General features: G+C 71.6%; 24 protein-coding genes. 6 read left to right on the top strand and 18 right to left on the bottom strand.

What is annotated here, in order from left to right; translation table 11 throughout:
• Positions 1 to 19 precede the first annotated feature (19 nt).
• The 8 genes from CLV67_RS19435 to CLV67_RS19400 all read right to left on the bottom strand — a co-directional run bounded on the left by CLV67_RS19435 (position 20) and on the right by CLV67_RS19400 (position 11,409).
• Positions 20 to 3,295, bottom strand: a complete 3,276-nt coding sequence (locus tag CLV67_RS19435; protein ID WP_106320295.1) for an ATP-binding protein — start codon at positions 3,293 to 3,295, stop codon at positions 20 to 22.
• A 48-nt stretch (positions 3,296 to 3,343) separates the two neighbouring features.
• Entirely contained in the window at positions 3,344 to 4,831 is a 1,488-nt protein-coding gene (locus tag CLV67_RS19430) for a GGDEF domain-containing protein (RefSeq protein WP_106320293.1), read from the bottom strand.
• A 13-nt stretch (positions 4,832 to 4,844) separates the two neighbouring features.
• Positions 4,845 to 5,903, bottom strand: coding sequence for a bifunctional glycosyltransferase family 2/GtrA family protein (locus CLV67_RS19425; RefSeq protein ID WP_239166412.1), 1,059 nt, complete (start codon positions 5,901 to 5,903; stop codon positions 4,845 to 4,847).
• Positions 5,904 to 5,912: 9 nt separating this feature from the next.
• A complete protein-coding gene (locus tag CLV67_RS19420; protein ID WP_239166411.1) occupies positions 5,913 to 6,866 on the bottom strand; it encodes a phosphodiester glycosidase family protein in 954 nt (317 codons plus the stop codon).
• A 132-nt stretch (positions 6,867 to 6,998) separates the two neighbouring features.
• Positions 6,999 to 7,904: a helix-turn-helix domain-containing protein gene (locus CLV67_RS19415; RefSeq protein WP_239166410.1), complete on the bottom strand. Its 906-nt coding sequence runs from the start codon at positions 7,902 to 7,904 to the stop codon at positions 6,999 to 7,001.
• A gap of 259 nt (positions 7,905 to 8,163) precedes the next feature.
• Complete coding sequence (locus CLV67_RS19410; protein WP_106320289.1) at positions 8,164 to 10,044, bottom strand: carbohydrate-binding domain-containing protein; 1,881 nt, start codon at positions 10,042 to 10,044, stop codon at positions 8,164 to 8,166.
• A gap of 28 nt (positions 10,045 to 10,072) precedes the next feature.
• Positions 10,073 to 10,840, bottom strand: coding sequence for a polyphosphate polymerase domain-containing protein (locus tag CLV67_RS19405; protein ID WP_106320287.1), 768 nt, complete (start codon positions 10,838 to 10,840; stop codon positions 10,073 to 10,075).
• The gene (locus tag CLV67_RS19400; protein WP_106320285.1) at positions 10,837 to 11,409 is read right to left on the bottom strand and encodes a DUF4956 domain-containing protein; all 573 of its coding nucleotides are present in this window, start codon (positions 11,407 to 11,409) and stop codon (positions 10,837 to 10,839) included. Before CLV67_RS19400 ends, CLV67_RS19405 begins: the two co-directional genes overlap by 4 nt.
• 179 nt (positions 11,410 to 11,588) lie before the next feature.
• On the opposite strand from CLV67_RS19400, the gene CLV67_RS19395 reads away from it, so the two are divergent.
• The 5 genes from CLV67_RS19395 (at position 11,589) to lhgO (ending at position 16,789) form a co-directional block, all read left to right on the top strand.
• Positions 11,589 to 12,956, top strand: a complete 1,368-nt coding sequence (locus tag CLV67_RS19395; RefSeq protein WP_106320283.1) for a ferredoxin reductase family protein — start codon at positions 11,589 to 11,591, stop codon at positions 12,954 to 12,956.
• Positions 12,957 to 12,967: 11 nt separating this feature from the next.
• Positions 12,968 to 13,369, top strand: coding sequence for an FMN-binding protein (locus CLV67_RS19390; RefSeq protein ID WP_106320281.1), 402 nt, complete (start codon positions 12,968 to 12,970; stop codon positions 13,367 to 13,369).
• 8 nt (positions 13,370 to 13,377) lie between these two features.
• Positions 13,378 to 14,076, top strand: coding sequence for a response regulator transcription factor (locus CLV67_RS19385; protein WP_106320605.1), 699 nt, complete (start codon positions 13,378 to 13,380; stop codon positions 14,074 to 14,076).
• A 20-nt stretch (positions 14,077 to 14,096) separates the two neighbouring features.
• On the top strand, positions 14,097 to 15,461 hold the full coding sequence (locus CLV67_RS19380; protein WP_106320279.1) for a HAMP domain-containing sensor histidine kinase: 1,365 nt from the start codon (positions 14,097 to 14,099) through the stop codon (positions 15,459 to 15,461).
• 134 nt (positions 15,462 to 15,595) lie between these two features.
• The gene (gene lhgO / locus CLV67_RS19375; protein ID WP_106320277.1) at positions 15,596 to 16,789 is read left to right on the top strand and encodes an L-2-hydroxyglutarate oxidase; all 1,194 of its coding nucleotides are present in this window, start codon (positions 15,596 to 15,598) and stop codon (positions 16,787 to 16,789) included.
• A gap of 1 nt (position 16,790) precedes the next feature.
• On the opposite strand, the gene CLV67_RS19370 is transcribed toward lhgO, so the two are convergent.
• From CLV67_RS19370 to CLV67_RS19360, 3 genes are read right to left on the bottom strand one after another with little or no spacing between them, the layout of a single operon-like run.
• On the bottom strand, positions 16,791 to 17,609 hold the full coding sequence (locus tag CLV67_RS19370) for an ABC transporter ATP-binding protein (RefSeq protein ID WP_106320275.1): 819 nt from the start codon (positions 17,607 to 17,609) through the stop codon (positions 16,791 to 16,793).
• Positions 17,610 to 17,632: 23 nt separating this feature from the next.
• Positions 17,633 to 18,673 carry a FecCD family ABC transporter permease gene (locus tag CLV67_RS19365; RefSeq protein WP_106320273.1) on the bottom strand — a complete coding sequence of 347 codons (1,041 nt, stop codon included), beginning with the start codon at positions 18,671 to 18,673 and terminating at the stop codon, positions 17,633 to 17,635.
• Positions 18,670 to 19,620, bottom strand: coding sequence for a FecCD family ABC transporter permease (locus CLV67_RS19360; RefSeq protein WP_239166409.1), 951 nt, complete (start codon positions 19,618 to 19,620; stop codon positions 18,670 to 18,672). Before CLV67_RS19360 ends, CLV67_RS19365 begins: the two co-directional genes overlap by 4 nt.
• Before the next feature lie 205 nt (positions 19,621 to 19,825).
• Here CLV67_RS19360 and CLV67_RS19355 point away from each other — a divergent pair, with 205 nt between their 5' ends.
• Positions 19,826 to 20,863: an ABC transporter substrate-binding protein gene (locus CLV67_RS19355; RefSeq protein ID WP_106320269.1), complete on the top strand. Its 1,038-nt coding sequence runs from the start codon at positions 19,826 to 19,828 to the stop codon at positions 20,861 to 20,863.
• A 22-nt stretch (positions 20,864 to 20,885) separates the two neighbouring features.
• Here CLV67_RS19355 and CLV67_RS19350 read toward each other — a convergent pair whose 3' ends face one another.
• The 7 genes from CLV67_RS19350 to CLV67_RS19320 all read right to left on the bottom strand — a co-directional run bounded on the left by CLV67_RS19350 (position 20,886) and on the right by CLV67_RS19320 (position 26,745).
• Entirely contained in the window at positions 20,886 to 21,533 is a 648-nt protein-coding gene (locus tag CLV67_RS19350) for a response regulator transcription factor (RefSeq protein ID WP_106320267.1), read from the bottom strand.
• A complete protein-coding gene (locus tag CLV67_RS19345) occupies positions 21,530 to 23,680 on the bottom strand; it encodes a sensor histidine kinase (protein WP_239166413.1) in 2,151 nt (716 codons plus the stop codon). The genes CLV67_RS19350 and CLV67_RS19345 overlap by 4 nt, the downstream gene beginning before the upstream one ends.
• 109 nt (positions 23,681 to 23,789) lie before the next feature.
• The gene (locus tag CLV67_RS19340) at positions 23,790 to 24,476 is read right to left on the bottom strand and encodes a hypothetical protein (protein ID WP_106320263.1); all 687 of its coding nucleotides are present in this window, start codon (positions 24,474 to 24,476) and stop codon (positions 23,790 to 23,792) included.
• Between the two features lie 138 nt (positions 24,477 to 24,614).
• Positions 24,615 to 25,364, bottom strand: coding sequence for an arylamine N-acetyltransferase family protein (locus tag CLV67_RS19335; protein WP_106320603.1), 750 nt, complete (start codon positions 25,362 to 25,364; stop codon positions 24,615 to 24,617).
• Positions 25,365 to 25,398: 34 nt separating this feature from the next.
• On the bottom strand, positions 25,399 to 25,740 hold the full coding sequence (locus CLV67_RS19330) for an MmcQ/YjbR family DNA-binding protein (protein ID WP_106320261.1): 342 nt from the start codon (positions 25,738 to 25,740) through the stop codon (positions 25,399 to 25,401).
• A gap of 10 nt (positions 25,741 to 25,750) precedes the next feature.
• Positions 25,751 to 26,380, bottom strand: coding sequence for an SRPBCC family protein (locus CLV67_RS19325; RefSeq protein WP_106320259.1), 630 nt, complete (start codon positions 26,378 to 26,380; stop codon positions 25,751 to 25,753).
• Entirely contained in the window at positions 26,377 to 26,745 is a 369-nt protein-coding gene (locus tag CLV67_RS19320) for an ArsR/SmtB family transcription factor (RefSeq protein ID WP_106320258.1), read from the bottom strand. Before CLV67_RS19320 ends, CLV67_RS19325 begins: the two co-directional genes overlap by 4 nt.
• Positions 26,746 to 26,792 lie beyond the last annotated feature (47 nt).

Below are 26,792 nucleotides of genomic sequence, written 5' to 3'. Positions count from 1 at the left end.
TCGCGGATGCAGTGAACGGTCACACACCGGCCAGCGGCAGGGCGATGGCCTCCTCCGCCGTGAGTGCGGCACCGACCGCAACCGCAGCCGTGAAACGGTCCGGCCCCAAGGCTCGACGTGCCGCAGCTGCCGCCAGCGCGGCAGGTTCCGAGCCCTCAGCGTCGGCGCGCAGGTTGAGCGCGCGCACCGCACCCAGCAGCCGGGCCGCCCGCTCCGCATCGCCGCTGGTCACGGCCAGGGCGGCGAGCCGGTCGTACGCCTCGGCCATGACCTGGAAACCGATCATGCCGCCGCGGATCCTGAACACCTCACGGTAGCGGGCCTCGGCGGTCACCGGGTCGCCGGCGGCCTCGGCGATCCGGCCCAGCACCACCAGGATCGTCATCCGGGTGCCGTCGGCGCTGTACCAGCCGGCCGGGCATGCGGCCAGCGCCTCCGAGCAGTACCGCAACGACTCGGCCAGCGCCTCCCGATCCGGGGTGCCGGAGGCGTCGGGGGAGCCGGAGGCGTCTGGGGTGCCGGCGTACGCCCGTGACAGCGCGATCGAACCCAGCCCGAGCAGGGCCGCCGCGATCAGTTCAGGGGCGCCGCACTCGCGAGCGAGCTCGGCGACCCGGGCGAAGTCGGCGGCCGCACCCGCCGTGTCGCCGGTGTCCATCCTGGCCTGCGCCCGGCCGCGCAGCAGGTCGGCGACATCCACGGTGGACCCCAGTTCCCCGGCCAGTTCCAGCGCCTCGGCGGTCGGTGCGATGGCCGCCGCCGGATCGCCCCGCCACGATGCCAGCTCGGCCAGCCCGGACAGCGCCAGCATCGCGCCCCACCGGTCGCCGATCTGCCGGAATCCGGCGAGCGAACCGGCGAACTCCGGTTCGGCCAGGGCCGGGTCCAGGCCGGAGAACAGGACCATCCATCCGGCGCCGATACCGCCGAGGGCCCGGCTCCACGGGTCGCCGTCGATCTGGGCGCGCAGTTGCCGGTTCATCTCGACGACACCGGCCGGGTCGCCGTCCGGCGGCCCGACCGCCATCGCCGACAGATAGAGCAGGAACGGCTGCGCGGGCGGCGCCGTCAGGGCACGCATGTACGCGGACCAGCGTTCGTCCGGCCGTTCCGCCACGTCGCTGCGCAGCGCTGCGGTGAAGACGCTGACCGCGTAGTCCTCGTCCTGACCGGGCGGCGGCTCCGGGCCCGCCGCGCGCAGGGCGAGCCCGGCCAGCGCCGCGGCCTCGGCCCGCAACCCCCGTAACCACCAGTAGAAGGACAACGCCGAGACCAGCCGCAGCGCGGTCTCCGGCGCGCCGTGCGCGATGCTGCGCCGCAAGGCTGCATGCAGGTTGTCCCGGTCGGAGTCGAGGCGGTCCAGCCAGGCGATCTGATCAGAGCCACGGAGGTACGGGTCAGCGCGCGCCGCGAACGCCAGGAAGTGCTCGGCGTGAGCCCGGTGCAGCCGATCCCGCTCGCCGGACTCGTCGAGGCGCTCCGCGCAGTAGGCCCGGATCGTCTCCAGCATCCGGTAGCGGTCCCCGTCCCGCTCGATCAGCGACTTCCCGACCAGCCCGGCCAGCACGTCGACGATCCCCGTCCCCGGTCCGCAGACGCGTTCGACGGCGTTCAGGTCGGCGCCGCCGGCGAAGACCGTGAATCGGCGGGCCAGGGTGCGTTCCGGTTCGGTCAGCAGATCCCAGCTCCAGGCCACGACCGCCTGCAACGTCCGGTGCCGGACCTCGGCGGTGCGGCTGCCGCCGGACAGCAGCCGGAACCGGTCGCCGATCCGGGCGGCGATCTCGGCGACCGGCAGCGCGTGCAGGCGGGCCGCCGCGATCTCGACGGCCAGTGGCAGTCCGTCGAGGGTGCGGCAGAGCCGCCGGACCGCGTCGGCGTTCGCCGCGGTGACGGTGAAACCGGGCACCACGTCGGCGGCGCGGTCGGCGAAGAGCCGTACCGCGGGGAAGGCGGTGAGCTCGGCGACCGGATCGGCGGCCGGCGGAACACCGAGACCGCCGATCGGGAGCAGCGCCTCGCCGGTGATCCTGAGCGGTTCCCGGCTGGTGGCGAGGACGCGCAGACCGGGAGCACCGGCCAGCATCCGGGCGGTGAGCCCGGCCGCCGCGGCGATGACGTGCTCGCAGTTGTCGAGGACCAGCAGCAGGTGACGGTCGGCGAGGGCGGCGACGAGCCGGTCCGTCACGCCCGGGGCCGCCGGATCGTCGCCGGCGGGTCCCGGCCACGGCGGCGGGTGACCGGTGGGCGAGTTGACCAGGACGTCGCGGAGGCCGAGCGCGGCCTGCACGGCGTGCGGGACGTCGTCAGGCCCGGCGTCGGCGAGTTCGACGAACCAGACATCACCGTCGTACCGGCTCGCGGCCTCCGCGGCGAGACGGGTCTTTCCCGCGCCTCCCGGTCCGTGCAGGGTCACCAGCCGGCGGGTACGCAACACGGCCGCCACCCGCGACAGCTCGTCGTCCCGGCCGACGAAGCTGGTGAGCTGCCCCGGCACCCCGTGCCGCACCCGGGCGCGGGCCGGTGAGGCCGCGCCGGGGAGGGCCGGGGCAGGCGCGGCGGAGGGGCTGGCCGGCCCGCGGAGCAGGTCGCGATGGAGGGCGGTCAGTTCGGGCGAGGGATCGGCGCCGAGTTCGTCGGCGAGGGTGCGGCGGGCGTCCTCGTAGGCGGTCAGCGCCTCGGCCGGGCGGCCGGCCGCGGTCAGGGCGCGCATCAGCAGGGCCCGGGGACGCTCGCGGAGGGGGTGGCCGGCGATCAGGTCGCGGAGTTCGGTGATCGACGCGGGCGCCAGTGGCCCCAGGCCGATCTCGGCCGCGAAGCAGTCCTCGAGAGCGGTCAGCCGCTGCTCGGTGAGCCGGGGGATCTGGGTCGCCGCGAACGGCGCGTCGCGTACGTCCACGAGGGGTTCTCCCCGCCAGAGACCCGTCGCCTGCCGCAGCAGGGTGACCGCACGCTCCGTCTCGCCGGAGGCGAGGGCCTGATGACCGTCGGCGGCGAGCGCGGCGAACCGGTGGGCGTCGACCTCGCCGCGGGGGATCGCCAGCCGGTAACCGGCGGAGTCGAGCTCGACCGGCAGCGACTGCCGCAGCCGGGACACCTGGGACTGCAGCGCGTTGCCCGCGCCGGCCGGCGGATCCTCACCGTAGAGGCCGTCGATCAGCCGGTCGATCGGAATCGGCCGATCGGCGTCGAGCAGCAGCATCGCGAGCAGCGCCCGCAGACGGAGGCCACCGAGCGGGACCGGTGTCCCGTCCGGTCGCTCCGCCCGGACGGGACCCAGGATGCCGAACCGCATGCCGACGATTCTGCCGCGTCCCGCCCAGCCGGTGAGAGCCCGGCCGGGTCAGACGGCGACGGGCTCCTCGATCGCCTGGTCGTCGGCGGAGGCTACCCGGTTGCGGCCCGCGTGCTTGGCCGCGTACAGCGCCCGGTCCGCGGCCAGCACCAGCTCCTCGGTCGTACCGGCGGCCGGCATGCCGGCGATGCCGCCCGAGACGGTCACGGTGAGCAGGCGGGAGTCGCCGACCGCGATCGGTGCCGCGCTGACCCCGCGCCGGATCCGCTCGGCGACCTCGACGGCCTGGGCGGTGGTCGTGTCGGGCAGCAGCACCGCGAACTCCTCACCGCCGTAGCGGGCGACCACGTCGCCGGGGCGGACCAGTTCGCGCAGGCGGTGCGTCACCTCGACGAGGACGCGGTCGCCGCCGTTGTGGCCGTACGTGTCGTTGACGCTCTTGAAATGGTCGATGTCGAGCAGCAGGACGCTGACCGGCACACCGGACTTGGCCGACCGCTCACCCTGGTTGCCGAGCGCCTGCTCGAAGAACCGGCGGCTGCGCAGACCGGTGAGCCCGTCGGTGACCGCGGCGTGCCGCTGCGCCTGGACGAGCAGCGCCATCCGGACCATGACCAGCAGGAACAGCAGGTTGCAGATGACCGCCGCGGCGACCAGGTGCTCCTCCTCGTCGCGGAGGTGCTGGATCACCATCGAGGTGGGCGCGGTGATCGCGGCGATCGCCAGGATGGCCAGGCGGCCGGGGGTGGCGTCGGGGGTGGCGGTGTTGGACACGGCGACGAGCTTGGGCGCCGACGGGTGCAGCACTCCGGCCGCCATGCAGAAGCTCGCCGTCATCCAGAACGCGTCGAGGAAGTTGCCGGCCACGTACGTCCCGGCCTGGGTCTGGAAGCCGTAGATCGCGTCGGCGATCAGGACGAGACCCAGGTAGGCGCCGATGAAACGCAGCGCGGTGGTACGCGGCCCGGCGCCGAGCATGAGGCGGGCGCCGACCACGATCAGCATCAGGTCACCGATCGGGTAGGCGATCGAGACGAGCGAGGTGACCTTGTCCCCGAAGTCGACCAGCGGCACCACGAGGAACAGGAAGACCAGGTAGCCGGCGCCGATCGCGACGATCGCCGCGTCGATCACGCTGGCGCTGTCCCAGCCGGGGGTCCGCCGCCGGACGACCAGGATCAGGCCGACCGCCATCAAAGGGTAGGCGATCAGGTAGAACAGGTCCGGGACGCCGGGATAGGGCGGTTCACCGTGGATCAGGGCGTCCACGTAGAACAGCACGTCACCGGTCGCGCCGGCCGCCGCGGAACCGGCCAGGAAGATCAGGATCGTCCGCATCGCCGGCAGCCGCCGCGACACGACCAGGGCCGCGACCGCGAAGGTCACGTTCGCACTGACGTAGAGCGCGACCTGCCCGGCGGGCCACACGCCGGCCTGGACCATCGCGAAGTACGCGCCGATGACGATCGGGATCGCGGCGAGACACAGATGCCAGGCCGCGACACGACGGGGGGACTTGCCGAGGTCGTCGGTCATTCCGCAAGCGTGATCACCGCCGGGTGCCGGCCGGCTGTCGTGCGGTTGCGATCGGGGTGCCGGTGGCGGACGACCGGCGGTGGAAGACGAACATCCGCTGGACGGCGAACCCGGCCAGGAAGAGCGCCGCCTCGGTGATCACCTTGCCGATCGCGAGCGAGCCGGTCGCCGACGTCAGGAACCGCAGGAGCAGCACGTTCGCGGTGAGCGAGACGACGGCGAGGGCGGCGTAGCGGGGCAGCGCCCGCCGGTGCGGCACCCGCTCGCCGCCACCGAAGACGGCCGACCGGTTGACCGAGTAGTTGAGGGTGGCGCTGACCAGCCGGGCGGCGACCGCGGAGGTGGCCAGCTGACCGGTGAGCGCCACCATGCCGGCCAGCAGGGCGGCGTCGACGGCGAACGCGAGCAGCGACGAGCCGGCGAAGGCGAGCAGCGGGCCGTAGATCCGGGCCGAGTCGATGACCGGCCGGAAGTGCGACGACCGGTTGCCCTCCAGGTAGACGGTGGCGATCCCGACCTCCTCGACCGGCAGGCGTTCCCGGGCGGCGCGCAGCAGCAGCCGCAGCTCGTACTCGAAACGGTCGCCGGGCACGCCGCCGAGCCGGCCGAGCATCCGTGCCGGGTAGCCGCGCAGCCCGGTCTGGGTGTCGGTCACCGCCAATCCGGTGATCATCCGGAACAGGACGCGGGTGGCGGCGTTGCCGTACCGGCTGCGGGCCGGGACCGGTCCGGTGAACCGGCGCACGCCGAGCACCATGGCGGCCGGGGTGGTGCGCAACCGCTCGGCGACGGCCTCGATGTCGTCGGCCCGGTGCTGGCCGTCGCTGTCGGCGCAGATCACGTCCTCGCCCGGATAACGGGCGGCCACATGGGCGAAACCGGTCTTCAGGGCGAAACCCTTGCCGCGGTTGGTGGGCAGGGTGATCACTTCGGCGCCGGCGCGGCGGGCTTCTTCGAAGGCTTGGGCGTACGGGGGACCGCTGCCGTCGTCGACGACGAGGACCTGATGGCGGTTCAGGCGTTCGACCAGGTGCGCGAGACGGTGGTCGGGCTGGTAGGCGGGAATCAGCACGATCACGGCTTAGCCCGCCACGTACAGGATGTCGCTGGTGCCTCGTTCTCTTCCCTTGCCGAGAGGATTGTTCACCAGACCGCCCCGGAAGATCATCGCCGAGGAGCCGCCTCCGTCGAGGTTGTAGGCGGTCCGCGCGCCCCGGTCGGCGAAGATCCGCGCGAACTCCGGCATCGTGACGCCGCGGCTGTATCCGCTGCTGCGCCCGTCGGCGACGACGAACAGCAGGTGGTTGTTGCCGACCAGGCCGATGCCGGTGCGCGGCTGCTGTCCCTGGACGGAGTGGTTGCCGAAGTTGGTGTCGACCTCGATCCGGTCGATGCCGCTGATCACCGTGCCGTCGTCGACGAGTCCGGGCCCGAACGACAGCGTGTTCCACACCCCGTCACTGATCAGCTCGTCGGCACTGGTGGCGGTCTCGTCGTAGAGCTTCATCGACCCGTCGGCGTACAGCGCGAGACCTTGTCGTGCCCCTTTGTCACGAAATTTCACGCCGTTGCGGATCACGATGCCGGTGTCGCGGAAACCGTAGTAGTCGCCGTTGATCGCGAGCACCGCGTTCGCCGACGCCGCGATCTCCGAGGGGTAGGCGATGATGTTCTCGCCGAACTGGTCCTCGGCGAACGCCGACTTCACGATCGTCGCGTCGGTCACCCGCACGTCCGCCACGAAGTAGGTGACCCGGTCGTCACCGGACCCGGTCGTCACCGTCTCGATGGAGATCTTCGCGGTGTCGCTGGAGTAACCGGCCGCGGTCGCCGTGCCGGTGCCGTCCGGCTCCGCCGCGACCACGTTCTGTGCAGCGAGCTGCGAGGCGCCGCTCACCTCGACGTGGTCGAGGACGTAGCGGTCGAGTGCCCAGGCGCTACCGCCACCGGCCGCGGCGAGCAGGCCCAATCCGCCGGCGAGGAATCCGCGGCGGCCGATCCGGCGGGGCTGGTGAGGTGAGGGGTTCGTCGTCACGCATCGCAGTCAACCGGCGGATCTTGTGGGTCCCCTGTGGTCCGCTTACGAGAGGGCCCTGATTACTCGCCGGCGTCGAGGCCCGCTTACTCGCCGGCGTCGCGACCGGCTTGATCACCGGCTTGACCCGGCTTACTTGCCGGCGTCGAGCTCGGCCAGGAAGCCGCGCAGGATCTCGGGGGTCCGGCCCGGCAGCTCGGCCTCGATGAACAGGCGGCCGATCGCCGCCGCGTACTTGTCGACCTCCTCACGGCGCTCCAGGTAGAGGCCGCTCGTGAGGTGCTCGATGTAGACGACGTCGGGCAGTTTCGCGTGCGGGAACCGCAGAATGCTGAACGCCTGCCCGGCAGCCGCGTGGCCGCCCTTGCTGAACGGCATCACCTGCAGCCGGACCCGCGGCGACTCGCAGACCTCGAGCAGATAGCTGATCTGCTCGCGCAGCACCTCACGCCCGCCGATCGGCCGGCGCAGCACGGCCTCGTCGAGGACCGCCCACAGCCGGGGCGCGTCGGGCCGGTCCAGCACCTGCTTGCGCGCCATCCGCAGCTGCGCCCGCCGGTTGATCTCCTCGGGTCCGTCGTCGTCGTGGCCGAGTTTGATCACGGCGCGCGCATACGCGTCGGTCTGCAGCAGGCCGGGCACGAACTGGATCTCGTAGGTGCGGATCAGCTCGGCCGCCTGCTCCAGGTCGAGATAGTTCTGGAACCACGTGTCGAGGACGTCGCCGTAGGCCTGCCAGCAGCTCGGCGCGTTGGCCTCGCGCATCATGGCCAGCACCCGGCGGTGCTCGGCCGGATCCTCGACGCCGTAGAGTTTCAGCAGGTCGGTGACGTCGCGTTCCTTGAAGCTGACGCGGCCCAGCTCCATCCGGCTGATCTTCGACTCGCTGGCCCGGATCGTGTAACCGGCCTGGTCGCGGGTGAGCCCCTTGGCCCGGCGAAGGGCACGCAAATGGCCGCCGAGCTGAAGCCGGCGGACCGTGGCACCACTGTTATGGCTGACGCCGTTGTCGTCGTTGTCGGTCACTTCGTCGGACACGTGGACCTCTTCGACAGTCCTGTGTGGATGCTCCGCTGGGGATCGGCCTCAGCATACTCATGCCTAGGCGCTTGGCGGACGTCGAGGTCAACTCGAAGAGCGACGCTTTAGTCACAACCTAATCACGAGCTGTGCCCTGCCGCTGTCTCGGCGGGGCAGGGACAGCGGCAGGGCACAGCCAGATCTTTGCGGCTGGCTCGTACTGCTGTCTCGGCGGGGCTGAGGCAGCAGTACGGCACAGCCGGTCCGGGGTGAGGGGTCAGCGGCCCCGGCGCTGGCCGCCGCCGGACGGTGCCTGGCCGGCGGTCACGGTGGCGATCTTCGCGGCGGAGCCGAGCCTGCCGGACGCGGCCAGGCCGCCGGTGCTCGTGCCGCTCGCGGTGCCTCCGGTCGAGATCGTGTACGACTGACCGGTCTTGATCCTCGGCGAGGAGTACGTGATGTTCTGCACCGTCTTGCCGGTCACGTACGTGCCGACGAGCGTGCCGTCGCCGTCGGCGATCTGCACCGTCGTACCGGCCGCGACCGCGCTGTCCAGTGTCGCCGAGATCCAGCCCTGCGCCGAGTCGGCACCCGGCGTGACCACCATGCCGGCGCTGCCCGCGGCGAGCAGCGTGCCACCGCTGATCGTGAACGTCCCGTTGACGTCCAGCGCCCCGTTGCCGTTGCCCTCCGGCCCGTTCACCACGACCGTGCCGCCGGTGATCGAGGCGGTGCCGTTGGAGTCGAGACCGTCACCCTCCGAGTCGATCACCAGGGTGCCGCCGTTGACCACGACCGAGAAGTCACCGACGTTCTCACCGCCACCACCGGGACCGCCGCCTGGGAAGCCGCCACCGGCGGTGTCACCGCCGCCGTCCGGGAAGCCGCCACCGGCAGCGGGCCCGCCCTGGGCGCCGCCTTGAGTGGCGTCCTGGGTCCCGCCCTGGTCGGTGGTGGCGGTGCTCGTGCCGCCGGCGCCGTTGATGCCGTCGTCGCTCGACACCACGCGCACCCTGCCGTCGTTGAGGACGAAGTCGGCCGCCTCCAGCCCTTCGACCGCCGCGGTCACCGACAGGCTGCCGCCGTCCACGATCTGCTGGCCCTCGGCGTGCACGCCGTCGTCACCGCTGGCCACGGTCACCTTCGCGCCGTTGAAGTGCACGGCGCCGTCGCTGTGCACCGCATCGTCCGAGGCGTCGACGGTGGCCGTGCCACCCTCCAGGACGGTGATCACACCGGACTTGAGGCCCTTGGCGGAGGCGTCGTCGGCCGGCTTGACGGTGTGCCCGCCACCGGCCGCGACGGTCAGCGTGCCACCGGTCTGCACGATGTCGGTGACCGCGTCCACGCCGTCGCCGGTGCTGGTCAGCTCGACCGTACCGCCGGAGATCACCACGTAACCCGAGTCGGCGTCCTCGTCGTTGTCGGCCTTGATCCCGTCGCCGCCCGCGGTGACCGTGACGGCACCGTCCACGATCGACACGTAGTCCCTGCCGCGCAGGCCGTCGTCCTTCGCCGTCACGGTGATCGTGCCGGAGCCGACCAGGAGGCCGTCCTTGCTGGTGATGCCGTCGTTGCCGTTGCCCTTGACCGTCAGCCTGCCGGAGCCCGTGACGGTCAGATCCCCGGCGCTGAACAGCGCGGCGTTGACATCGGCGTCCCCGGCGTACGACGAGGCATCCGACAGCGTGTTGGTGCTGCCGTCGGCGAGCGACAGCACGAGCTGATCGATCTCGGTCGCGGCGATCGCTGCGGTGGTGCCGCTGCTGATCTCGGCGCCGTCCAGGATCAGCGTCACGGCGGCGTCCGGCGCGTTCACGACGATCTGGCCGTCGAGCTGTCCGCTGATCCGGTACGTCCCGGCCGCGGTGATGGTGACCGTGTCGCCGTCGACCTTGACGGCGTCACTCGACGACGTGGCCGAGCTGCCGGTCAGGTCGACGGCGACCGAGTCCGAGGAAGCGGCCGCGGTGTGCACCGTTTTGTTCGCCTTCAGGACCGCGGAGGCGTTCTGCGTGCCGTCCACGGACGCGGCGGCCACGCTGGTCGCGGCGACGGCGGTGGTCCCGGCGCCCTCCGGGGAGGAGCATCCGGCCAGGACGGCCGAGGCCAGGGCAAGGGAGCTGACGGCGGCGATGACCTTCTTGCGGAGTCTCATCAGGACCCTTTCTCGAAAGCGGTGAGGATCAGAGGCTGGAGAAGTGGCGGCGCAGAACGGGACGCCAGTGGTTGGAGGGCAGTTCGGGGCGCAGCGCGGCGAGGCCGGTCGCGTACTTGGAGATGGAGGCGGGCCGGTGGCCGAGCGACCAGAGCAGCCGGTCGACGTCCGAGGCGACCCGGCCGGACTTGGTCTCGACGATCACCGAGTGCGGCATGAGGACGGTTCTGCCGTCCGCGAGCTGCCACGCCAGGCCGGTGTCGATGGTGACGCGGCTGCCGGTCGACGGGACGTAGAGGGTGTTGCGCCGGTAGAAGGTCGCCATCACCGGGCGCAGATCGTGGACGTGCGGGTCGATGCCGGCGCCCGACAGCACCCCGGCGGCGTACGCCCGGCCCTCCGGGCCCAGATCGGAGCCGTCCCCGGCGTACGGCATCCGCTCCTTGACCGTGACCCCGCGCGAACCGCGAGTCTTCACCTCGACGAAGTCGAGCCCACTGTCCAGATAGGTCCGCACCCGGACCTTGAAGCGGCGCCGGCGCCGATGGGCGGCCGCGTGGAAGCTGTCGAGACCGGCCGTGTCGAAGTAGATCGACCGGTAACCGAAGACGCGCCGGCCGTCGATCTGCAGCGCCCGCACCCCGGCCGGCATCCGGTCCAGCAGGTGGGGCAGCGCGGCGGCCGGGAGGACGTACTTGCGGTCCAGGCGGGTCAGCAGGGCGGCCTCGCCGACCAGTTCGTCCAGCGTGATCGGCGCGAACCCGTGGAACAGCGGGATCTCGGTGACGACGGTCATCGGGCGCCGGCCCTCTCCAGGCGCGACGCCGGGGCCACGTGACGGACCTCGACGAGCGTGCTGTCGTTGACCATGTCGATCTGCTTGACGATCACGTTGGTGACCCGCCCGCCGAGCATCGTCTCGAGATGGGCGCGCAACGTGTCCTCGTCGGTGTAGGCGACGTCGAGCCGGATCAGCTGATTGCGGTGCCGGCGGAACAGCGCCGGGTGGTCGCCGACGAAGAGAGCGGCCACGACCAGCGCCATGAGACCCAGGTGCAGCGCGTCCATCACGTCGCCGAGACCGGCGATCAGGCCCAGCGCGAGGGCCGCGAAGTAGTACGCGATCTCGTGCTGGCTGATCTCGTCGGAGCGGAGCCGGATGATCGACAGGACGCCGAACAGCCCGAGCCCCAGCCCCGCGCCCACCGTCGAGGAACCGAGGACGCTGGCGACCGCCAGGACGCCGATGTTCACTCCGAGGAAGGCGGCGACCAGGTCCCGCCGCCGGTGGCGGGGGAAGTAGACACCGAACGTGAGGACGGCGATCGCGATGAGATCCGCGGCGACGGCGAGCAACGTGGTCACAGGAGGGCTTCCTTCAGGTGGCGTTCATCAGGTGTTTCCATTCCGCCGGACGTCGCTGTCCGCATCCTGTGAGCCCTCTATGGCGATCACGTGAGTCCGCCGTCACACCGGCACGGCTCTTAGCAGACCCTTAGAAACAGTCCAGCGGGGTCTTAGAAGATCGCGCCAGGGTTGCCCCCATGACCGTTACCGTTGCGCCCGCTGTTCAACTCCCACGCCGGGCCACGCCCGGCGTGGGAACGACCGCCGCCGCACTGAGCCTGCTGATCGTGACCGGGCTCTGGGTGGGCAACGGCGGCCTGTCGGACCTCACCAGTGGCGACGCGATCACCGCGATCGGCCGCCTCACCGGCCTGTACGCCTCCGACCTGCTGCTGATCCAGGTGCTGCTGATGGCCCGGATCCCGGTCGTCGAACGCGCCTTCGGGCAGGACCGGCTGGCCCGCTGGCACCGGTGGACCGGGTTCACCTCGTTCTGGCTGATGGTCCTGCACATCGTGACCATCACCGGCGGATACGCGGCCGGTGCGAACTTCTTCGTCACGCTGTGGGACCTGATCTGGACGTACCCCGGCATGCTGCTCGCCGCCGCGGGCGCGCTCGCGCTGGTCATGGTGGTGGCCACCTCGATCCGGGCGGCCCGGAGAAAGCTGCGCTACGAGTCCTGGCACCTGCTGCACCTCTACGCCTACCTGGGCGTCGGGCTCGCGCTGCCGCACCAGATCTGGACCGGCGCCGACTTCACCGGCACGGCCTGGGCCCGCGCCTACTGGTGGGCCCTCTACCTGGCCGCGGCCGGTGCAGTCCTCGCGTACCGCATCGGGTTGCCGGTCTTGCGCAACCGTAAGCACCGCCTGACGGTGAGCCGCGTGGTCGCCGAAGGGCCGGGTCTGACCTCGGTTTATCTGACCGGTGACCGGCTCGCCGAGCTGCCCGTCCGGGCCGGGCAGTTCTTCGGATGGCGCTTCCTGGACGGCCCCGGCTGGACGCGCGCCAACCCGTTCTCGCTGTCCGCCACGCCGCACGGCGACACGCTGCGGATCACCGTGAAGGACTCCGGCGACGGCAGCTCCCGCGTCGCCCGGCTCGAGCCCGGCACCCGCGTGCTGTTCGAGGGCCCGTACGGAAAACTGACCGGTGAGTCGTACGCCGGGGAGCCGGTCGTGCTGATGGCCTGCGGTATCGGCATCACCCCGCTGCTGTCGCTGCTCGGCGAGCTGCCGTACCGCGACGGTGACGCCACCCTCGTCTATCGGGCCCGCACCGAGGCCGACCTGGCGTTCCGTAGCGAGCTGGAGTGGTTCGAGGCCCGGCGCGGCGTACGGATCGTGCCGCTGACCGGGCCCCGGGCCCGCAGCGCCTCCTGGCTGCCCGGCGAACTGGCCGGCACCGGCGACGCCGAGGCGTTGCGGCAGGTGGCGCCTCAGATCGCCGAGTCCCGCGTCTACATCTGCGGCCCCGAGGAATGGGCCGCGACGGCCCGCGCCGCGGCGATCGCGGCCGGGGTTCCCGCCGACCGTGTCCACACCGAGCTCTTCGCCTGGTAAGGGGGATTCCGATGCGACGTATCAGCCTGTGGCTGCTCTCCACCGTGGCGGCGCTCGTGCTGCTGTTCGGCTACCGCACCAGCACCGGTCTCACCGCCGCTCCCGCCACCACCGTCGCGGCGACTCCGGCAGGGGAGGGCCAGACCTACACCGGCGAAACCGTGCGGACCGAGGAGGGCGACGTCCAGGTGGTGATCACCGTCGCCGACGGGAAGATCACCTCGGTCAGCGTGCCCGTCCATCCGACCGGCGGGCAGCGGCACGACGAGATCAGCGCGCGGGCCCTTCCGCAGCTGATCGAGGCCACCCTGGCGGCACAGGGCGCGGACATCGACTCGGTGTCCGGAGCGACCTACACCAGTGGCGGCTACAAGCAGTCACTGCAGTCGGCGATCGACGCCGCCCGGCTTTAATGGACCTCATGCGGATCCTGGTGGTGGAGGACGACGCGGCCGTGCGTGACTCGCTCGGCCGGACCCTGCGCTTCGAGGGCTACCAGGTCGAGACCGCCGCTGACGGTCTTGCCGCCCTCGACGTGGTGCGGGCCGGCGAGCCGGACGCGGTGGTCCTCGACGTGAGCATGCCGCGGATGGACGGTCTCGAGGCGTGCCGCCGGCTGCGTGCCGACGGGGTGGTGGTGCCGGTGCTGATGCTGACCGCCCGGGACAGCGTCGGCGACCGGGTCGCGGGGCTCGACGCGGGCGCCGACGACTACCTGGTCAAACCGTTCGCGCTCCAGGAGTTGCTGGCCCGGATCCGGGCCCTGCTGCGTCGCTCGGCGCTCGTGTCGACGGCCGGCGGGGAGCCTTCTGAAGATCTTCTGACCTTTGCCGATGTACGGATGAACACGGCGACCCGGGAGGTCTGGCGGGGTGAACGCGCCCTGAAGCTGACCCGTACCGAGTTCGGCATCCTCGAGGCGTTCCTGCGCCACCCCCGGCAGGTGCTGTCCCGGACCGCCCTGTTCGAGCAGGTCTGGGGCTACGACTTCGGCGAGCAGTCGAACAGCCTGCACGTCTACCTCGGCTACCTGCGCCGCAAGCTGGAGTCCGACGGCGACGCCCGGCTGCTGCACACGGTCCGGGGTGTAGGTTTCGTGCTCCGGGAGGAGCCCCTGTGAGTGCTCCGGGGAGGAGCTCCGTGAAAGCCTGGTGGCGCAGCAGACCGCTGCACGACCGGCTGTCGCTGCTGGTGACCGGGGCGGTGGCGGCCACCGTGCTGATCGTGTCGGGTGGTGCCTGGCTGACCGTGCGCGGCATCCAGCAGAACAAGATCTCCGCCGAGCTGCTGTCCGACGCGCGGACCATCGCCGAGAACCCGTGGCAGTGGCTGCAGGCCCAGGGCGCCCGCCCCGATCCCGACGACAAGGAGATCGGGCCCTGCTGGCAGATCCTCGACCCGAGCGGCGTGGTGGTCGGTGGAAGCGCCGTCCGCCTGCCGGTCACCGGCGCCGCCGTCGCGATCGCCACGGCCGGGCATCCGGAGGCGCAGGAGAAGATCACCATCGGCCCCGGTGAGTACCTGATGCTGACCGTCCCGATCGAGGGCGGGGGAGCGGTGCAGGTCGGCCTCGACCCGTCGCCGGACGAGGGGGCGCTGGCCCTGTTCGCGGTGCTGCTCGCGATCGGTTGTGCGGCCGGGATCGCGGGCGCCGCGGTGCTCGGGCGCACGGTGGCACGGGCCGGGCTGGCCCCGGTCGACCACCTGACAGAGGCGGTCGAGGATGTCGCCGTGTCGATGGACCTGACCCGGCCGATCGAGGTGTCCGGCGACGACGAGATCGCCCGTCTGGGTCGTTCGGTGAATGCGATGCTGACCGCCATCGACGCGTCCCGGCAGTCTCAGCGGGCCCTGGTGGAGGATGCCGGCCACGAGTTGCGTACCCCGCTGACCAGCATCCGGACGAACGTCGAGCTCCTGCTCGCGGTGGAGCACCAGCCCGAACTGGCGCACCGGCTGCCGCCCGAGGAGCGGGTCAAACTGCTCGACGACCTGGACGCCCAGGTCCGCGAGCTGGCCACGCTCACCACCGAGCTGGTCGAGCTGTCCCGTGAGGAGGGCAGCCGGGAGACGGTCGAGCAGGTGGAGTTCGCCGAGGTGGTGACGGCCGCGATCAACCGGGTCAGGATCCGGGCGCCGGGTCTGATCTTCGACACCGATCTGGCCCCGGTGACCGTCCAGGGCCGGTTCGGTGAGCTGGAGCGGATGGTGGTGAACGTGCTGGACAACGCGGCCAAGTGGAGTCCGCCCGGCGCCACCGTCACCACCCGTCTGGCCGGTGGCGTGCTGACCGTCGCCGACAGCGGGCCGGGTATCGCGGCGGAGGATCTGCCGCACGTCTTCGACCGCTTCTACCGCGCTCCGGCGGCCCGTGCCATGCCCGGCTCCGGGCTCGGCCTGGCGATCGTCGCGCAGACCGCCGCTCAGCACGGTGGCGCCGTCACGGCGGGTCCCAACCAGCCGCACGGCACGGTCGTCACGGTCCGGCTGCCCGCGACCGCGTGAGATACCCCGCTGCCGGGCTACCTGCCCGGCGGCGGGGCAGGCACGATGCGGTTCCATAACAGGGTCAGGTTCCGCGTCATCCACCCCGGTAGCCGAGGCCGCCGCCGGATGGCACCACCAGAGAGGCGACACACGTGGCGAACGAGATCATCGGGATCGTCGGGGCCGGCATCGTTGGCCTGGCCATCGGACGCGAGATCGCGTTGCGGCGGCCGGGTACCCGGGTCGTGGTCGTCGACAAGGAGTCCGAGGTCGGGCAGCACCAGACCGGACACAACTCGGGTGTCGTGCACGCGGGCATCTACTACACACCGGGCAGCCTGAAGGCGGAGCTCTGCACGCGGGGGCGGCTGCTGCTGCGCGAGTACTGCTCGGAACGCGGCATCGCGTACGACGAATGCGGAAAACTCGTCGTGGCGGTCCGGGAGGACGAACTGGGACGCCTGAACGACCTGGAGAAGCGGGCGCGTGAGAACGGCGTACCGGGATTGCGCAGGGTCGACCCGGCCGGGATCCGTGAGATCGAACCGCATGCCGCCGGACTGGCCGCGCTGCATTCGCCGGAGACCGCGATCACCGATTTCCCCGGTGTCGCCAGGGCGTTCGCCGACGACATCCGCAAAGCGGGCGGGGAGGTACGGCTGAACTTCCCGGTCACCGCCATCAGGAAGAACGTCGGCTCGATCCGGATCGAGTCCGGCGAGCAGAGCGTCACCGCCGACCGGGTGATCGTCTGCGCCGGCATCCACACCGACAGGGTCGCGCGCCTGGCCGGTGATGTCGCCGAGCCGCGGATCATCCCGTTCCGCGGCGAGTACATGCGTGTCAGTGACGAGAAGGCGGATTTGGTCCGGGGCATGATCTACCCGGTTCCGGACCCGCGCTACCCGTTCCTCGGCGTGCACTTCACCCGCCGTGTCACCGGCATTGTCGAGGTCGGCCCGAACGCGGTCCTGGCGACCGCGCGGGAGGGCTACACCCGTACCAGAATCTCCGTCCCTGATCTTGCCGGAATCGCGGCCTGGCCCGGCACCTGGCACATGGCCCGCAAGCACTGGCGGACCGGTGTCAAGGAGGTCCGGGGCTCGCTGTCCAAGAGCCGCTACATGGCCGAGGCGATGCGGTACGTCCCGGAGATCGGCGCCGACGACGTGTACCGGGCCGGCGCCGGGGTGCGCGCGCAGGCACTGGACCGTGACGGCAGCCTCGTCGACGACTTCCGGATCCACCGGCTGGGTCCGATCACGGCCGTACGCAACGCGCCCTCACCCGCCGCGACGTCCTCCCTGGCGATCGCCGAGCACGTGGTGGGGCAGGTATTCGAGTGAATCAGACCTGCTGAGGGGAAGTGGCCAGGCGGCGCGCCGCTGGGACGACCAGCGGTGTGCCGGTCTCCGGGTCGTCGATCACCCGGCACGGCAGCCCGAACACCTCCTCGACAAGTTCGGCGGTGAGGACGTCACCGGGCTGCCCGCAGCGGGCCACCCTCCCCGACTTCATGGCGATCAGGTGGCTGGCGTACCGGGCCGCGTGGTTGAGGTCGTGCAGCACCGCCACCAGCGTCCGGCCCTGGCGCTCGTGCAGTTCGGCGCAGAGGTCGAGCACCTCGATCTGGTGCGCGATGTCCAGGTAGGTGGTCGGCTCGTCGAGCAGCAGCAGCGGCGTCTGCTGGGCCAGCGCCATGGCCAGCCACACCCGCTGCCGCTGGCCGCCGGAGAGCTCGTCGACGTGCCGGTCGGCCAGGTCGGCCACCCCGGTCGCCTCCATCGACTCGGTGACGACCCGCTCGTCCTCGGCCGACCAGCGGCGCAGGATGCTCTGGTGCGGGTAGCGGCCACGGGCCACCAGTTCGGCCACCGTGATGCCGTCCGGCGCGGTCGACGACTGCGGCAGCAGCCCTATCGTCTTGGCGACCGTGCGCGTCGGCTGCGAGTGCACGTCCCTGCCGTCCAGCAGGACCGCGCCGGTGGACGGCTTGAGCAGCCGGGACAGCGCCCGGAGCAGGGTCGACTTGCCGCATGCGTTGGGGCCGATGATCACCGTGAACGAGCCGTCCGGGATCTCGACGCTCAGCTCTTCGGCGATGACCCGCTTGTCGTACGCGAGCGTCATCCCGTTCCCGCTGAGCCGAGGCGTCTGACCGGTCATCTCTTCTCCCGTTGCTGTGTTCGTCAAATCCGGCCGGCCCGGCGTTCGGTGGTGAGCAGCCAGACCAGGTATCCGCCGCCGACCAGGCCGGTGACCACACCGACCGGCAGTGTCCGCTCCTGCAGCAGATGCTGGGCGGCGAAGTCGGCGCCGGTCAGCAGGAGCGTGCCGACCGCGATCGACGGCAGCAGGTTCGGACCCGGCGCCCGGGTGAGGCGCTTGGCCAGGTGCGGGGCGATCAGCGCGACGAAGTTCACCGGCCCTGCGCTGGCCGCCGCGAACGACACGAGCAGCGCGGCCGACAGCAGCGCGCCGTTGCGCAGCAGCGGCACGGGCACGCCCAGCGCGGACGCCGAGTCGTCGCCCATCTCCAGGATCTTCAGACCCGGACCGCAGGCCAGCAGCAGAACCGGGACCACGATCGCCAGGACCACGAGCATCGGCTTCGCCTGACCCCAGTCGCGTCCGTCGAGGCTGCCGGTGAGCCAGAGCAGCGCACGGGCGTTCTCCATCTGGACACCACGGGTCAGCAGGTAACCGCTGATGCCGGTGAGGATCGCCGCCATGCCGATGCCGACCAGGATGAAGCGGAAACCGTGCAGGGCCCGGCCGGCGATCAGCTGGATCAGCAGCGTGGCGCCCAGCCCGCCGAGGACCGCGGCGATCGACAGCTGGGTGCTGGTGCCGCCGAGGATGATCACGGTGAGCGCCGCGGTGCTCGCGCCGTTCGTGACGCCGAGCATGTCCGGGCTGCCCAGCGGGTTGCGGACCAGCGACTGGAAGACCGCGCCACCGGCGGCCAGGGCGGCGCCGACGGCGATCGCGGTGATCAGCCGGGGGAGCCGCAGCTCACCGATGATGAACTCGTGGGCCGGGTTGCCCTCGCCGAACAGGGTCGTCACCACATCGGCCGGGGCGATGTCGAAGTCGCCGGTGCCGAGGCTGAACACGCTCACCACGAACGTGCCGAGCACCGCGATCAGCCCGACGACCACGGCCCGGGGCCGGACGCCCGCCTTCCGGCCGATCGGGCGGGCGGTGCGCTTCTCCAGGACGGCGGTCATTTGGCGGCTCGCACGAGATAGAGGAACAGGGGGCCGCCGACGACCGCGGTGACCGTGCCGACCTGCAGCTCACCAGGGCTGCCGAGAACACGGCCGAGCACATCGGCGCCGAGCAGCAGCACCGGCGCCAGCACCGCCGTGTACGGCAGCATCCACCGCAGATCCGGCCCGGTGAACGGGCGGACCATGTGCGGGATGAGCAGGCCGACGAAGACGATCGGGCCGCACGCCGCGGTCGCGCTGCCGCAGAGCAGGGTGACCGCCACGATCACCGCGGTGCGGATGACCGCGGGCCGGGCGCCCAGGGCGCGGGCCGCGTCGTCACCGAGCGACAGCGCGTTCAGCGGCCGGGCCGCCAGCAGTCCCGTCGCCAGCCCGGCCGCGAAGAACGGCAGCAGCCGCTCGACGGTGGCGAAGTCGGCGCTGGCCAGCGAACCGGCGGTCCAGAACTTCATCCGGTCGATGGCCTGCGTGTCGCCGAGCAGCACGGCGGACACATAGGAGAGAAGTGTGGCGTTGAGCGCGGCTCCGGCCAGCGCCAGGCGGGCCGGTGTCGCCGAGCGGCCGCCGCCCACCGCGTACACCATGGCCGTGACGATCGCGGCACCGGCGAGCGCGAACCACACGTACCCGAAGAAGGTCCCGACGCCGAAGAAGACCGCCGCGGTGGCCACCGCCGCCGAGGCGCCGGCGTTGATGCCGAGCAGGCCCGGGTCGGCGAGTGGGTTACGCGTCAGCGCCTGCATGATCGCGCCGGCGAGTCCGAGCGCCGTGCCGACCATCAGGCCGAGCAGCGTCCGCGGCAGCCGGCTGTCGTGAACGATGTGGTAGTAGGCGGAGGACGAGTCCCACAGCCCGGCCCACACCTCACCGGGGGAGAGGAATCGGGCGCCGAGCCCGATGCTCAGGACCAGCACCGCGGCGAGGACCAGAAGGGCGAGGAGCAAACCGAACAGGCGTACGGAGGCGCGCCGTCCCGGCCGGGGCGGCGCGCTGGTGCGTACCCCCTGGTCGAGGGGGGTGTCGTAGGTGGACAGTGCGGTTCTCCCGTCCGGGGTGTTCTAGATCCTGTTGACGCGCGTTCGGTTCGTTAGGTTAGCCTAACCATCGCACGCGGTCGAAGGGCCGGTCGTACCCCAGAAAGACTTGAAGATGAAGTACTCGCAGCTTTCTTTGTCCCGTCGTGGCCTGCTGGCCGCTGGTGGCGCGGTCGGTGCCGGCGCGCTGCTCGCCGCCTGCGGTGGCAGCAAGAACGAGACCGGGTCGTCGCCGGCCGCCTCCAACGCCGCCGCCGGCCCCTGGTCGTTCACCGACGACCAGCCCAAGGCGCTGACCGCCCCGAGCACGCCGAAGAAGGTCGTGGCCTTCACGGGCACCGCCGCGGCGCTGGCCGACCTGGGCCTGCAGGACTCGATCGTCGGCGTCTTCGGTGAGACGAAGAAGGCCGACGGCACCGCCGAGCCGCAGGCCGGTTCGCTGGACATCAGCAAGGTCCAGATCATCGGCAACGCGTGGGGTGAGTTCTCCGTCGAGAAGTACGCCGCGCTCGCTCCCGAGCTGCTGATCACCCACATGTTCGACCCGGGCGCGTACTGGTACATCCCGGACGAGAGCAAGGACCAGATCCTCAAGCTCGCGCCGACCGCCACCATCACCGTCGGCCGGGTGCCGCTGACCAAGCCGATCGAGCGGTACGCCGAACTGGCCAAGTCGCTGGGCGCCGACCTCGACGCGCCGAAGGTCACCGAGGCCAAGGCCCGCTTCGAGAAGGCCGCCGCCGATCTGTCCGCGGCCGCCAAGGCCAGCGGCGGCATCAAGGTGCTCGCCGGCTCCGGCGCCGCCGACATCTTCTACGTGTCGAACCCGAAGGTGTCCTCCGACCTCATGTACTTCAAGGAGCTGGGCGTCGACATCATCGTCCCGGAGAAGACCGACGGCGGTGACTATTACGAGTCGCTGAGCTGGGAGAACGCCGACAAGTACCACGCCGACATCATCTTCCTGGACGCGCGGACCGGCACCCTGCAGCCCAACGACCTGGCCGCGAAGCCCGGCTGGAGCGCGCTGCCCGCCGTCAAGGCCAACCAGGTCTTCCCGTGGCAGGCCGTGCCGATCTACTCGTGGGCCGGTTCCGCCCCGCTGCTCGAGGCGCTGACCGCGGCGATCACGAAGTCCAAGAAGCTCGCCTGACGACGGCCGCCCGGAGGCGGGGTCACGGCACGCCGCCCAGCCCCGCCTCCCGCGCCCGTACGATCGCCTGCGCCCGGTCCGCGACCCGCAGCTTCATCAGGATCGTCGACAGGTAGTTGCGGACCGTCTTGTCGCTCAGTGAGAGCCGCCGGGCCACCGCCAGGTTGTCCAGCCCGCGCGCCACCAGGTCCAGCACGTCCAGCTCCCGCTGGGTCAGCTCCGGGAACGGCGACCCGGACTGCCGGGCGCCGGTCAGGAACCCCAGCGCCCGCTGCGCGATCGGACCGGAGAACAGCGCGTCCCCGTTGGCGACCGCGCGTACCGCCCGCTCCAGCTCGTCCGGACCCGCGTTCTTCAGCAGATAGCCACGTGCCCCGGCCCGCATCGCCGCGAAGAGCGAGTCGTCGTCGTCCAGCATCGTCACCACCAGCACCCGCACGTCCGGGTCGCGGCGGACCAGCTCGGCGGTCGCCTCCACCCCCGAACCGCCGGCCTCCAGGTGCAGGTCCATCAGCACCACGCCCGGCCGTGTCGCGGCCACCAGGTCGAGGGCCGTGCGCAGGTCCGCGGCCTCCCCGGCGACCTCCAGGCCGTCCAGTGAGGACAGCAGCGACCTCAGGCCCATCCGGAACATCGGATGGTCGTCGACGATCACCACGCGGACACTCATCGGGGCACCTCCACGCGTACGCACGTACCCGTCGGCGCGGCCCCCGCCAGCGACAGCGTGCCACCCAGTTCCTCGGCCCGCTCCCGCATCGACTGCAGGCCGATCCCCGGCTCGGCCGCCACGTCCAGGCCACGGCCGTCGTCGGTCACCTCCAGGAGTACCGCGTCCCCGGCCACAGTCAGCCGCACCGCGGCCGCCGCCGCACGGGCGTGCCGGCGCGCGTTGACCAGCGCCTCCGCCGCGATTCCGTACAGTCCCGCGGCCACCTCGGGACGCAGGCTCCCGGCGTCACCGGACACCTCGGCGGTCACCGCCAGATCGGTGCCGCCGAGCCGCTGCGCCAGCTCGGTGACCGCCGCGCCCAGCCCGTCACGCTCCAGCGACGGCGGCAGCAGTGCCCGCGCCAGCGTCCGTACGTCCTCGGCGCTGCGATCGAGCTCGGCCCGCAACTGCCCGAGCAGCTCATCGGCCTCCGCGGCCCGTCCGGCGCCGAGCATGTTGCGGGCGCCCTGCACGGTCAGCCCGATCCCGACGAGCGTGGGCCCGAGCCGATCGTGCAACTCCCGGCGCAGCAGCCGCCGCTCCTCGACCCGGGCCGCCGTGGTCCGCGCCCGGGCCGCAGCCAGCTCCTCACCACGCACGGCGAGCTGCGCGACCGCCGCGACGGGTCCGGCGAGAACATCAAGATCTTTTCTGGTACGCCCGTCGAGGCGCTCGCCCGGCGCGCCGGTGACCACGAGCCGCCCGACAGCCGCTCCGCCGTAGGTCAGCGGCACGACGAGTTCCGGCCCACCCGGCGTCCCGGCCTCCGCCAGCACGGGCGCCACGTCGTTCGCGAGAACGAACGTTCTGTCTTGGGTGGGAGGGTTTGCCGTTGCCTCACCCTTCGCGGGAATGAACGTTCTGTCTTGGGTGGGAGGGTTTGCCGTTGCCTCACCCTTCGCCAGAACGACCGTTCTGTCTCCCGTCGGCATGATCGATCCGGCCGGGTCGCCGGTCTCCAGGCGCACGTAGTGCAGCCGCACCGACTCGCGGATCGCCTCCACGGCGCCCTGGACCGGCCCGCTCTCGTCCGTCCCGATCCGCCGGGCCAGCCGCTCGGCAGCCGTACCCGGCCGCGCCGACGGCCCGCGCACCAGGTGATCCACCCGGGCCTGCAGCCAGGTCCGGGCCGGGAACACCGCAACCGCCAGAACCGCCGCCGCGACCGCCCCCGGCGTGCCGTCCGGCAGCGGCACCAGCCACACCACGGCCTGCGCGACCAGCACGTACGCCGCCACCGACCCGGCGGTGAGCAGCGACCAGAGCAGTGCCCGGCTGACCGCCACGTCGATGCCCCACAGCCGCTGCCGCAGCACCACGACCAGCGTCGCCGCCGGGAAGAAGGCCTGCGCCGCCATCTGCAGCACCGGAGTCACCGACGCGGAAACGAGCGGCACCGACACCGGCAACGGCAACGCCAGTGGCACGAACGACAACGCCATCAACCCCGCGCCGATGGTCAGCCAGCCGAGCCCGCGCCGCCGCTCCTCGGGCAGCCGCCGCCACCGCAGTCCCGCGTCACCGGCGGCCAGAAGCCCGAGCAGAACCACGATCCCCATCTGTACGGGCAGAGTCTCCTCGACGAACGCGTCCCACTCCCGGTTGCCGGCCGGGATCAGTCCATTGACCGGCCGGACCACGCGCATCAGCGTGATCGTCGCGCTGACCAGCACCCCGGCCGCGACGGCGACCCGGGCGTACCCCGGCAGCCGATCGTCGCGCACCAGCCACGGCACCACGGTGATCAACGCGAGCGTCCCCGGCACCCACGCGGTCCCGAGCAGCGCCAGGAACACCTCCGCGAACGGCGGCCCGCCCGCGACGTCCAGCAGCGGATACCGTTGCCCCGCCGCGGCCACCCCGCACCCGATGGCCGCGAGCCCGGCGAACCCGCCGACGACCCGGGCCCCGCGCCCGATCAGCAGACCCGCCATCAGGCCGTACACGACGCCCACGATCACGTCGTTCAGATAGAACCATTCGGTCCACGCCTCGTCCGACCGTGAGAACGGCAGCATCAGCACCGCGACGCCCGCGATCGTCAGCGAACTCCCGGCGACGACCACCGCCGCAACCCGATCCCCGGACCAGCGCCCCGTCGACATCCCCCGCACGCGGCCATGATGTCAGCCGTCTCCGCCGTGACCGCTCGTCCGATCGTGCCTCCTCCAACCGGCCGTACAGCCCCACCCCACCGGCAGCACCCCCGGCGCCTCACACAGCCGGGCGGCGGCGGAGAGCGAAACCCGCACCGGCGATGACCAGCCAGATCGCGCCGAGGTAGCCGGTGAGGTACTGCTGCGGGAAGACGTTGACGGCGATCATCAGGACCGTGAAGACGGCGCTGACCCACCCCAGCCAGCGCGGCGCGGCGCCGTGCCGGAGCGCGGCGACGGTCAGCGAACCGGTGCTGAGCAGCAGGCCCGTCCAGACCCACGGCAGGGTGTCGAGCAGCCGCTGCAGGGTCATCGCGATGTCCGGGTCGGCCGGGTTGTACGTGTGCAGCACCTGGAAGTACACCTCGGTCACCGGCCCGGACCCGACCAGGCTGAGCGCGGCGACGAGCAGCGCGCCCCACCCGGCGAGTTCCGGCAGCAGCGAACCGGCCGGGGACTGGGCGGCCAGCCAGCGGCGCAGCCCGGCGCCGAAGATCGCGGCGGTCAGTGCGGCCAGGACCATCAGCGGCAGGAACACCGCGATGATCAGGCTCCGGTCGTGGGTCTCGGCGTACATGAGCGCCGCGTCGGCGTACGCCTCCTTCTGGTCGAACATCGCCAGTCCCGACTCGAGGACCAGGGCGCTGAAGCCGGCGGCACCGGCGAGGACTCCGGCGACCGCCCAGCCGCGCGGCTGCGCGGTGACGGGCGCGGGCGGGGCGGCGAGATCCGGGACGTGACTCATCAAAAGCTCCTTGAAGACCGGGATGCTGTACGCGGGCCGCGCGGCCCGCCGGCACAAGCTCTCCCGCCCGGTGTCCCGGTTTCCACGGACACCCGTCCCGCTTTCCCGGGACACCCCGGTCCCGCCCCGCCGTGAAGATCAGCGGAACGTGGTGCCGGCCGGGAGGTGGATGCCGAAGTGGTCGCGGTAGGCCGCGAGCAGCGCCTGGTCATCGGACAGCTCGGTCTCGGCGCGGGAGTCACCGGTGGTGACGATCAGGGTCCGGTCGCTGAGGGTGACCCGGCCGCCGTCGGTGAGCAGGGTGCACACGGTCTTGACGGTGAAGTGCGAGCCGGGGTTGGTCTGCTGGAACCAGCAGGTGGCCACGAAGTCGTCGAGCGTCCGGGGCCGGGTCTCGATGCGGTACCGCGGTTTGCCGTCGCGCAGCACGTCCACGTCCCCGTCGGGGGTGTCGGCCAGCAGGAAGCGGCCGGCCGGATCGTCCTGGTCGGTACGCGAGCCGAAGTCCAGCGGGTACTCGCTGTGGTCGCCGAATCCGACATCGACAAGCCAGCGCCCGTCGACGAGCAGGACCAGGTGGTCGTACGGCGGGCCGAGCCGTTCTCCGCCGTGCACGCGGGCGGCCAGCCGGACGACGCTGTGGCCGAGCTCCTCCAGCAGAACCGCGAACAGGCCGTTGAGCTCGTAACAGAATCCGCCGCGCGCCCGCCGTACGACCTTGTCGAAAAGGTCTTCGGTGTCGAGCGAGATGCGGGTGCCGAGGTGAATGTCGAGGTTCTCGAAGGGCACCGTGGTCAGGTGGGCCCGATGGAGCGCGCGCAGCCGGGCCACGCCCTCAGGCCCGGTGCGCGGCGCTCCGATGCGGTCGAGATAGGCATTGACGTCCATGTGCCCCAGCATCCGACCTCAAGCCCCCTTGAGGTCAAGCCGGGCGGTCCTTCTTCGGCAGCGCCGCGACCACGGCCTCGTACGACGCGTCGACCGCCTCGAGGATCTCGTCGTCCGGGATGGCGCCGCCGAGCCGCAGCGTGTTCCATCCGTGCCGCCCGATGTAGGCGCTGGCCGTGGCGTCCGACGGATAGCGGGCGAGCCACTCGTCGGCCAGGTCGCGGCCCTTGCCGCACTTGACGCCGACGGTGCCGCCGCCGCCCAGGAAGGCGAAGATCTTGGCGCCCACCTTGGCGACGACGTCACCCTCCCACGGCTCGTCCTGCCAGGCTCCGGGCTTGGCGAGACAGTACTGAAGAAGTTCCGCACCGGTCACCCGGACAACCCTATTCGCCGAGGTACGCCTTGAGGGTGTTGTCCCCCTGCCGGCGGGCGCGCCCGGGGTCGGTGCCGGAGGCGATGTCGGCCTCGATCCACGCGTCTGAGCTGAGTCGCAGGAAGTCCTTGCCGTCGGAGGACATCGACCATTCCATCGCGTTCTCCGGGGTGATCGTTCCCTCCGCCCCCGCCAGGTGGTTGCGCAGCCCCCAGAACGCGCCCTCCCAGCCCAGCCCGACGGCGCCGGGGCCGTACTGCTCCCAGTGCTCCTCGTCGACCAGGGCCACGTGCTCCAGCTCGAACCGGGCGCCGTCGCCCTCGGGCGTGATGCGGACCTCGACCCAGCTGATCCCGCCGTTGAACTCCCAGGTGGCGGCGACCAGATTCGGCTTGTCGCACTTGGTGATGGTGCCGCCGGCGTTCCCCTCGAACTGGTACTTCCCGCCCTCGCGCAGGTCACCGGAGACGGGCAGGAACCAGCGCGGGATCCGCTCCGGGTTGGTGACCACGTCCCACAGATCGTCCTGGTCGGTGTCGTAGACCTGGCTGATCGTCATCACCCGGGCCTCACCGGCCTCCAGCACGCGGGTGCCGACGGCACGCCGTACCTGGTTGATCTGCTCCTTGACGTCGATCATCTTCCGCTCCTCGCATCGGTGGGTCCCGCGCCCTCGGCCAGTCGCCGCAGGCGCTTGCCGCGGGCCACCTCGGTGGCCATCGCGGACAGGTGCGGCGCCCAGAACCTCCGGAAGGGGGCCAGCCACTCGTCCACCTGCCGCAACGCGGTGTGGTCGACCGCGTAGAGACGGCGTGCGCCCGCCGGGCGCACGGTGGCGAAACCGTTGTCACGCAGCACCTTGAGGTGCTGGGACACGGCCGGCTGGGTGATGCCGAACTCCGCACGGATGACGGCGGTGACGGCTCCGGAGGTCAGCTCGCCCTCGGCGAGCAGCTCGAGGATCCGGCGGCGGACCGGATCGCCGAGCACATCGAACGCATGCACGAGCGGAACCCTATCAGATGCGACTTATATAAGTGCAAGCTTTAAAG

The sequence above is a fragment of the Actinoplanes italicus genome, assembly GCF_003001815.1.
GTDB classification, from domain to species: Bacteria; Actinomycetota; Actinomycetes; order Mycobacteriales; family Micromonosporaceae; genus Actinoplanes; species Actinoplanes italicus.
Note: the sequence above shows the minus strand (reverse complement) of the source record. Positions and strands in the feature narration are given on the sequence as shown.

Excerpts from the sequence above, each read along its gene's own strand:
- CLV67_RS19435 (WP_106320295.1), bottom strand. The coding sequence starts at position 3,295 with ATGCGGTTCGGCATCCTGGGTCCCGTCCGGGCGGAGCGACCGGACGGG.
- CLV67_RS19430 (WP_106320293.1), bottom strand. The coding sequence starts at position 4,831 with ATGACCGACGACCTCGGCAAGTCCCCCCGTCGTGTCGCGGCCTGGCAT.
- CLV67_RS19410 (WP_106320289.1), bottom strand. The coding sequence starts at position 10,044 with ATGAGACTCCGCAAGAAGGTCATCGCCGCCGTCAGCTCCCTTGCCCTG.
- CLV67_RS19405 (WP_106320287.1), bottom strand. The coding sequence starts at position 10,840 with ATGACCGTCGTCACCGAGATCCCGCTGTTCCACGGGTTCGCGCCGATC.
- CLV67_RS19395 (WP_106320283.1), top strand. The coding sequence starts at position 11,589 with ATGACCGTTACCGTTGCGCCCGCTGTTCAACTCCCACGCCGGGCCACG.
- CLV67_RS19390 (WP_106320281.1), top strand. The coding sequence starts at position 12,968 with ATGCGACGTATCAGCCTGTGGCTGCTCTCCACCGTGGCGGCGCTCGTG.
- CLV67_RS19385 (WP_106320605.1), top strand. The coding sequence starts at position 13,378 with ATGCGGATCCTGGTGGTGGAGGACGACGCGGCCGTGCGTGACTCGCTC.
- CLV67_RS19370 (WP_106320275.1), bottom strand. The coding sequence starts at position 17,609 with ATGACCGGTCAGACGCCTCGGCTCAGCGGGAACGGGATGACGCTCGCG.
- CLV67_RS19365 (WP_106320273.1), bottom strand. The coding sequence starts at position 18,673 with ATGACCGCCGTCCTGGAGAAGCGCACCGCCCGCCCGATCGGCCGGAAG.
- CLV67_RS19355 (WP_106320269.1), top strand. The coding sequence starts at position 19,826 with ATGAAGTACTCGCAGCTTTCTTTGTCCCGTCGTGGCCTGCTGGCCGCT.
- CLV67_RS19350 (WP_106320267.1), bottom strand. The coding sequence starts at position 21,533 with ATGAGTGTCCGCGTGGTGATCGTCGACGACCATCCGATGTTCCGGATG.
- CLV67_RS19345 (WP_239166413.1), bottom strand. The coding sequence starts at position 23,680 with ATGTCGACGGGGCGCTGGTCCGGGGATCGGGTTGCGGCGGTGGTCGTC.
- CLV67_RS19340 (WP_106320263.1), bottom strand. The coding sequence starts at position 24,476 with ATGAGTCACGTCCCGGATCTCGCCGCCCCGCCCGCGCCCGTCACCGCG.
- CLV67_RS19335 (WP_106320603.1), bottom strand. The coding sequence starts at position 25,364 with ATGGACGTCAATGCCTATCTCGACCGCATCGGAGCGCCGCGCACCGGG.
- CLV67_RS19325 (WP_106320259.1), bottom strand. The coding sequence starts at position 26,380 with ATGATCGACGTCAAGGAGCAGATCAACCAGGTACGGCGTGCCGTCGGC.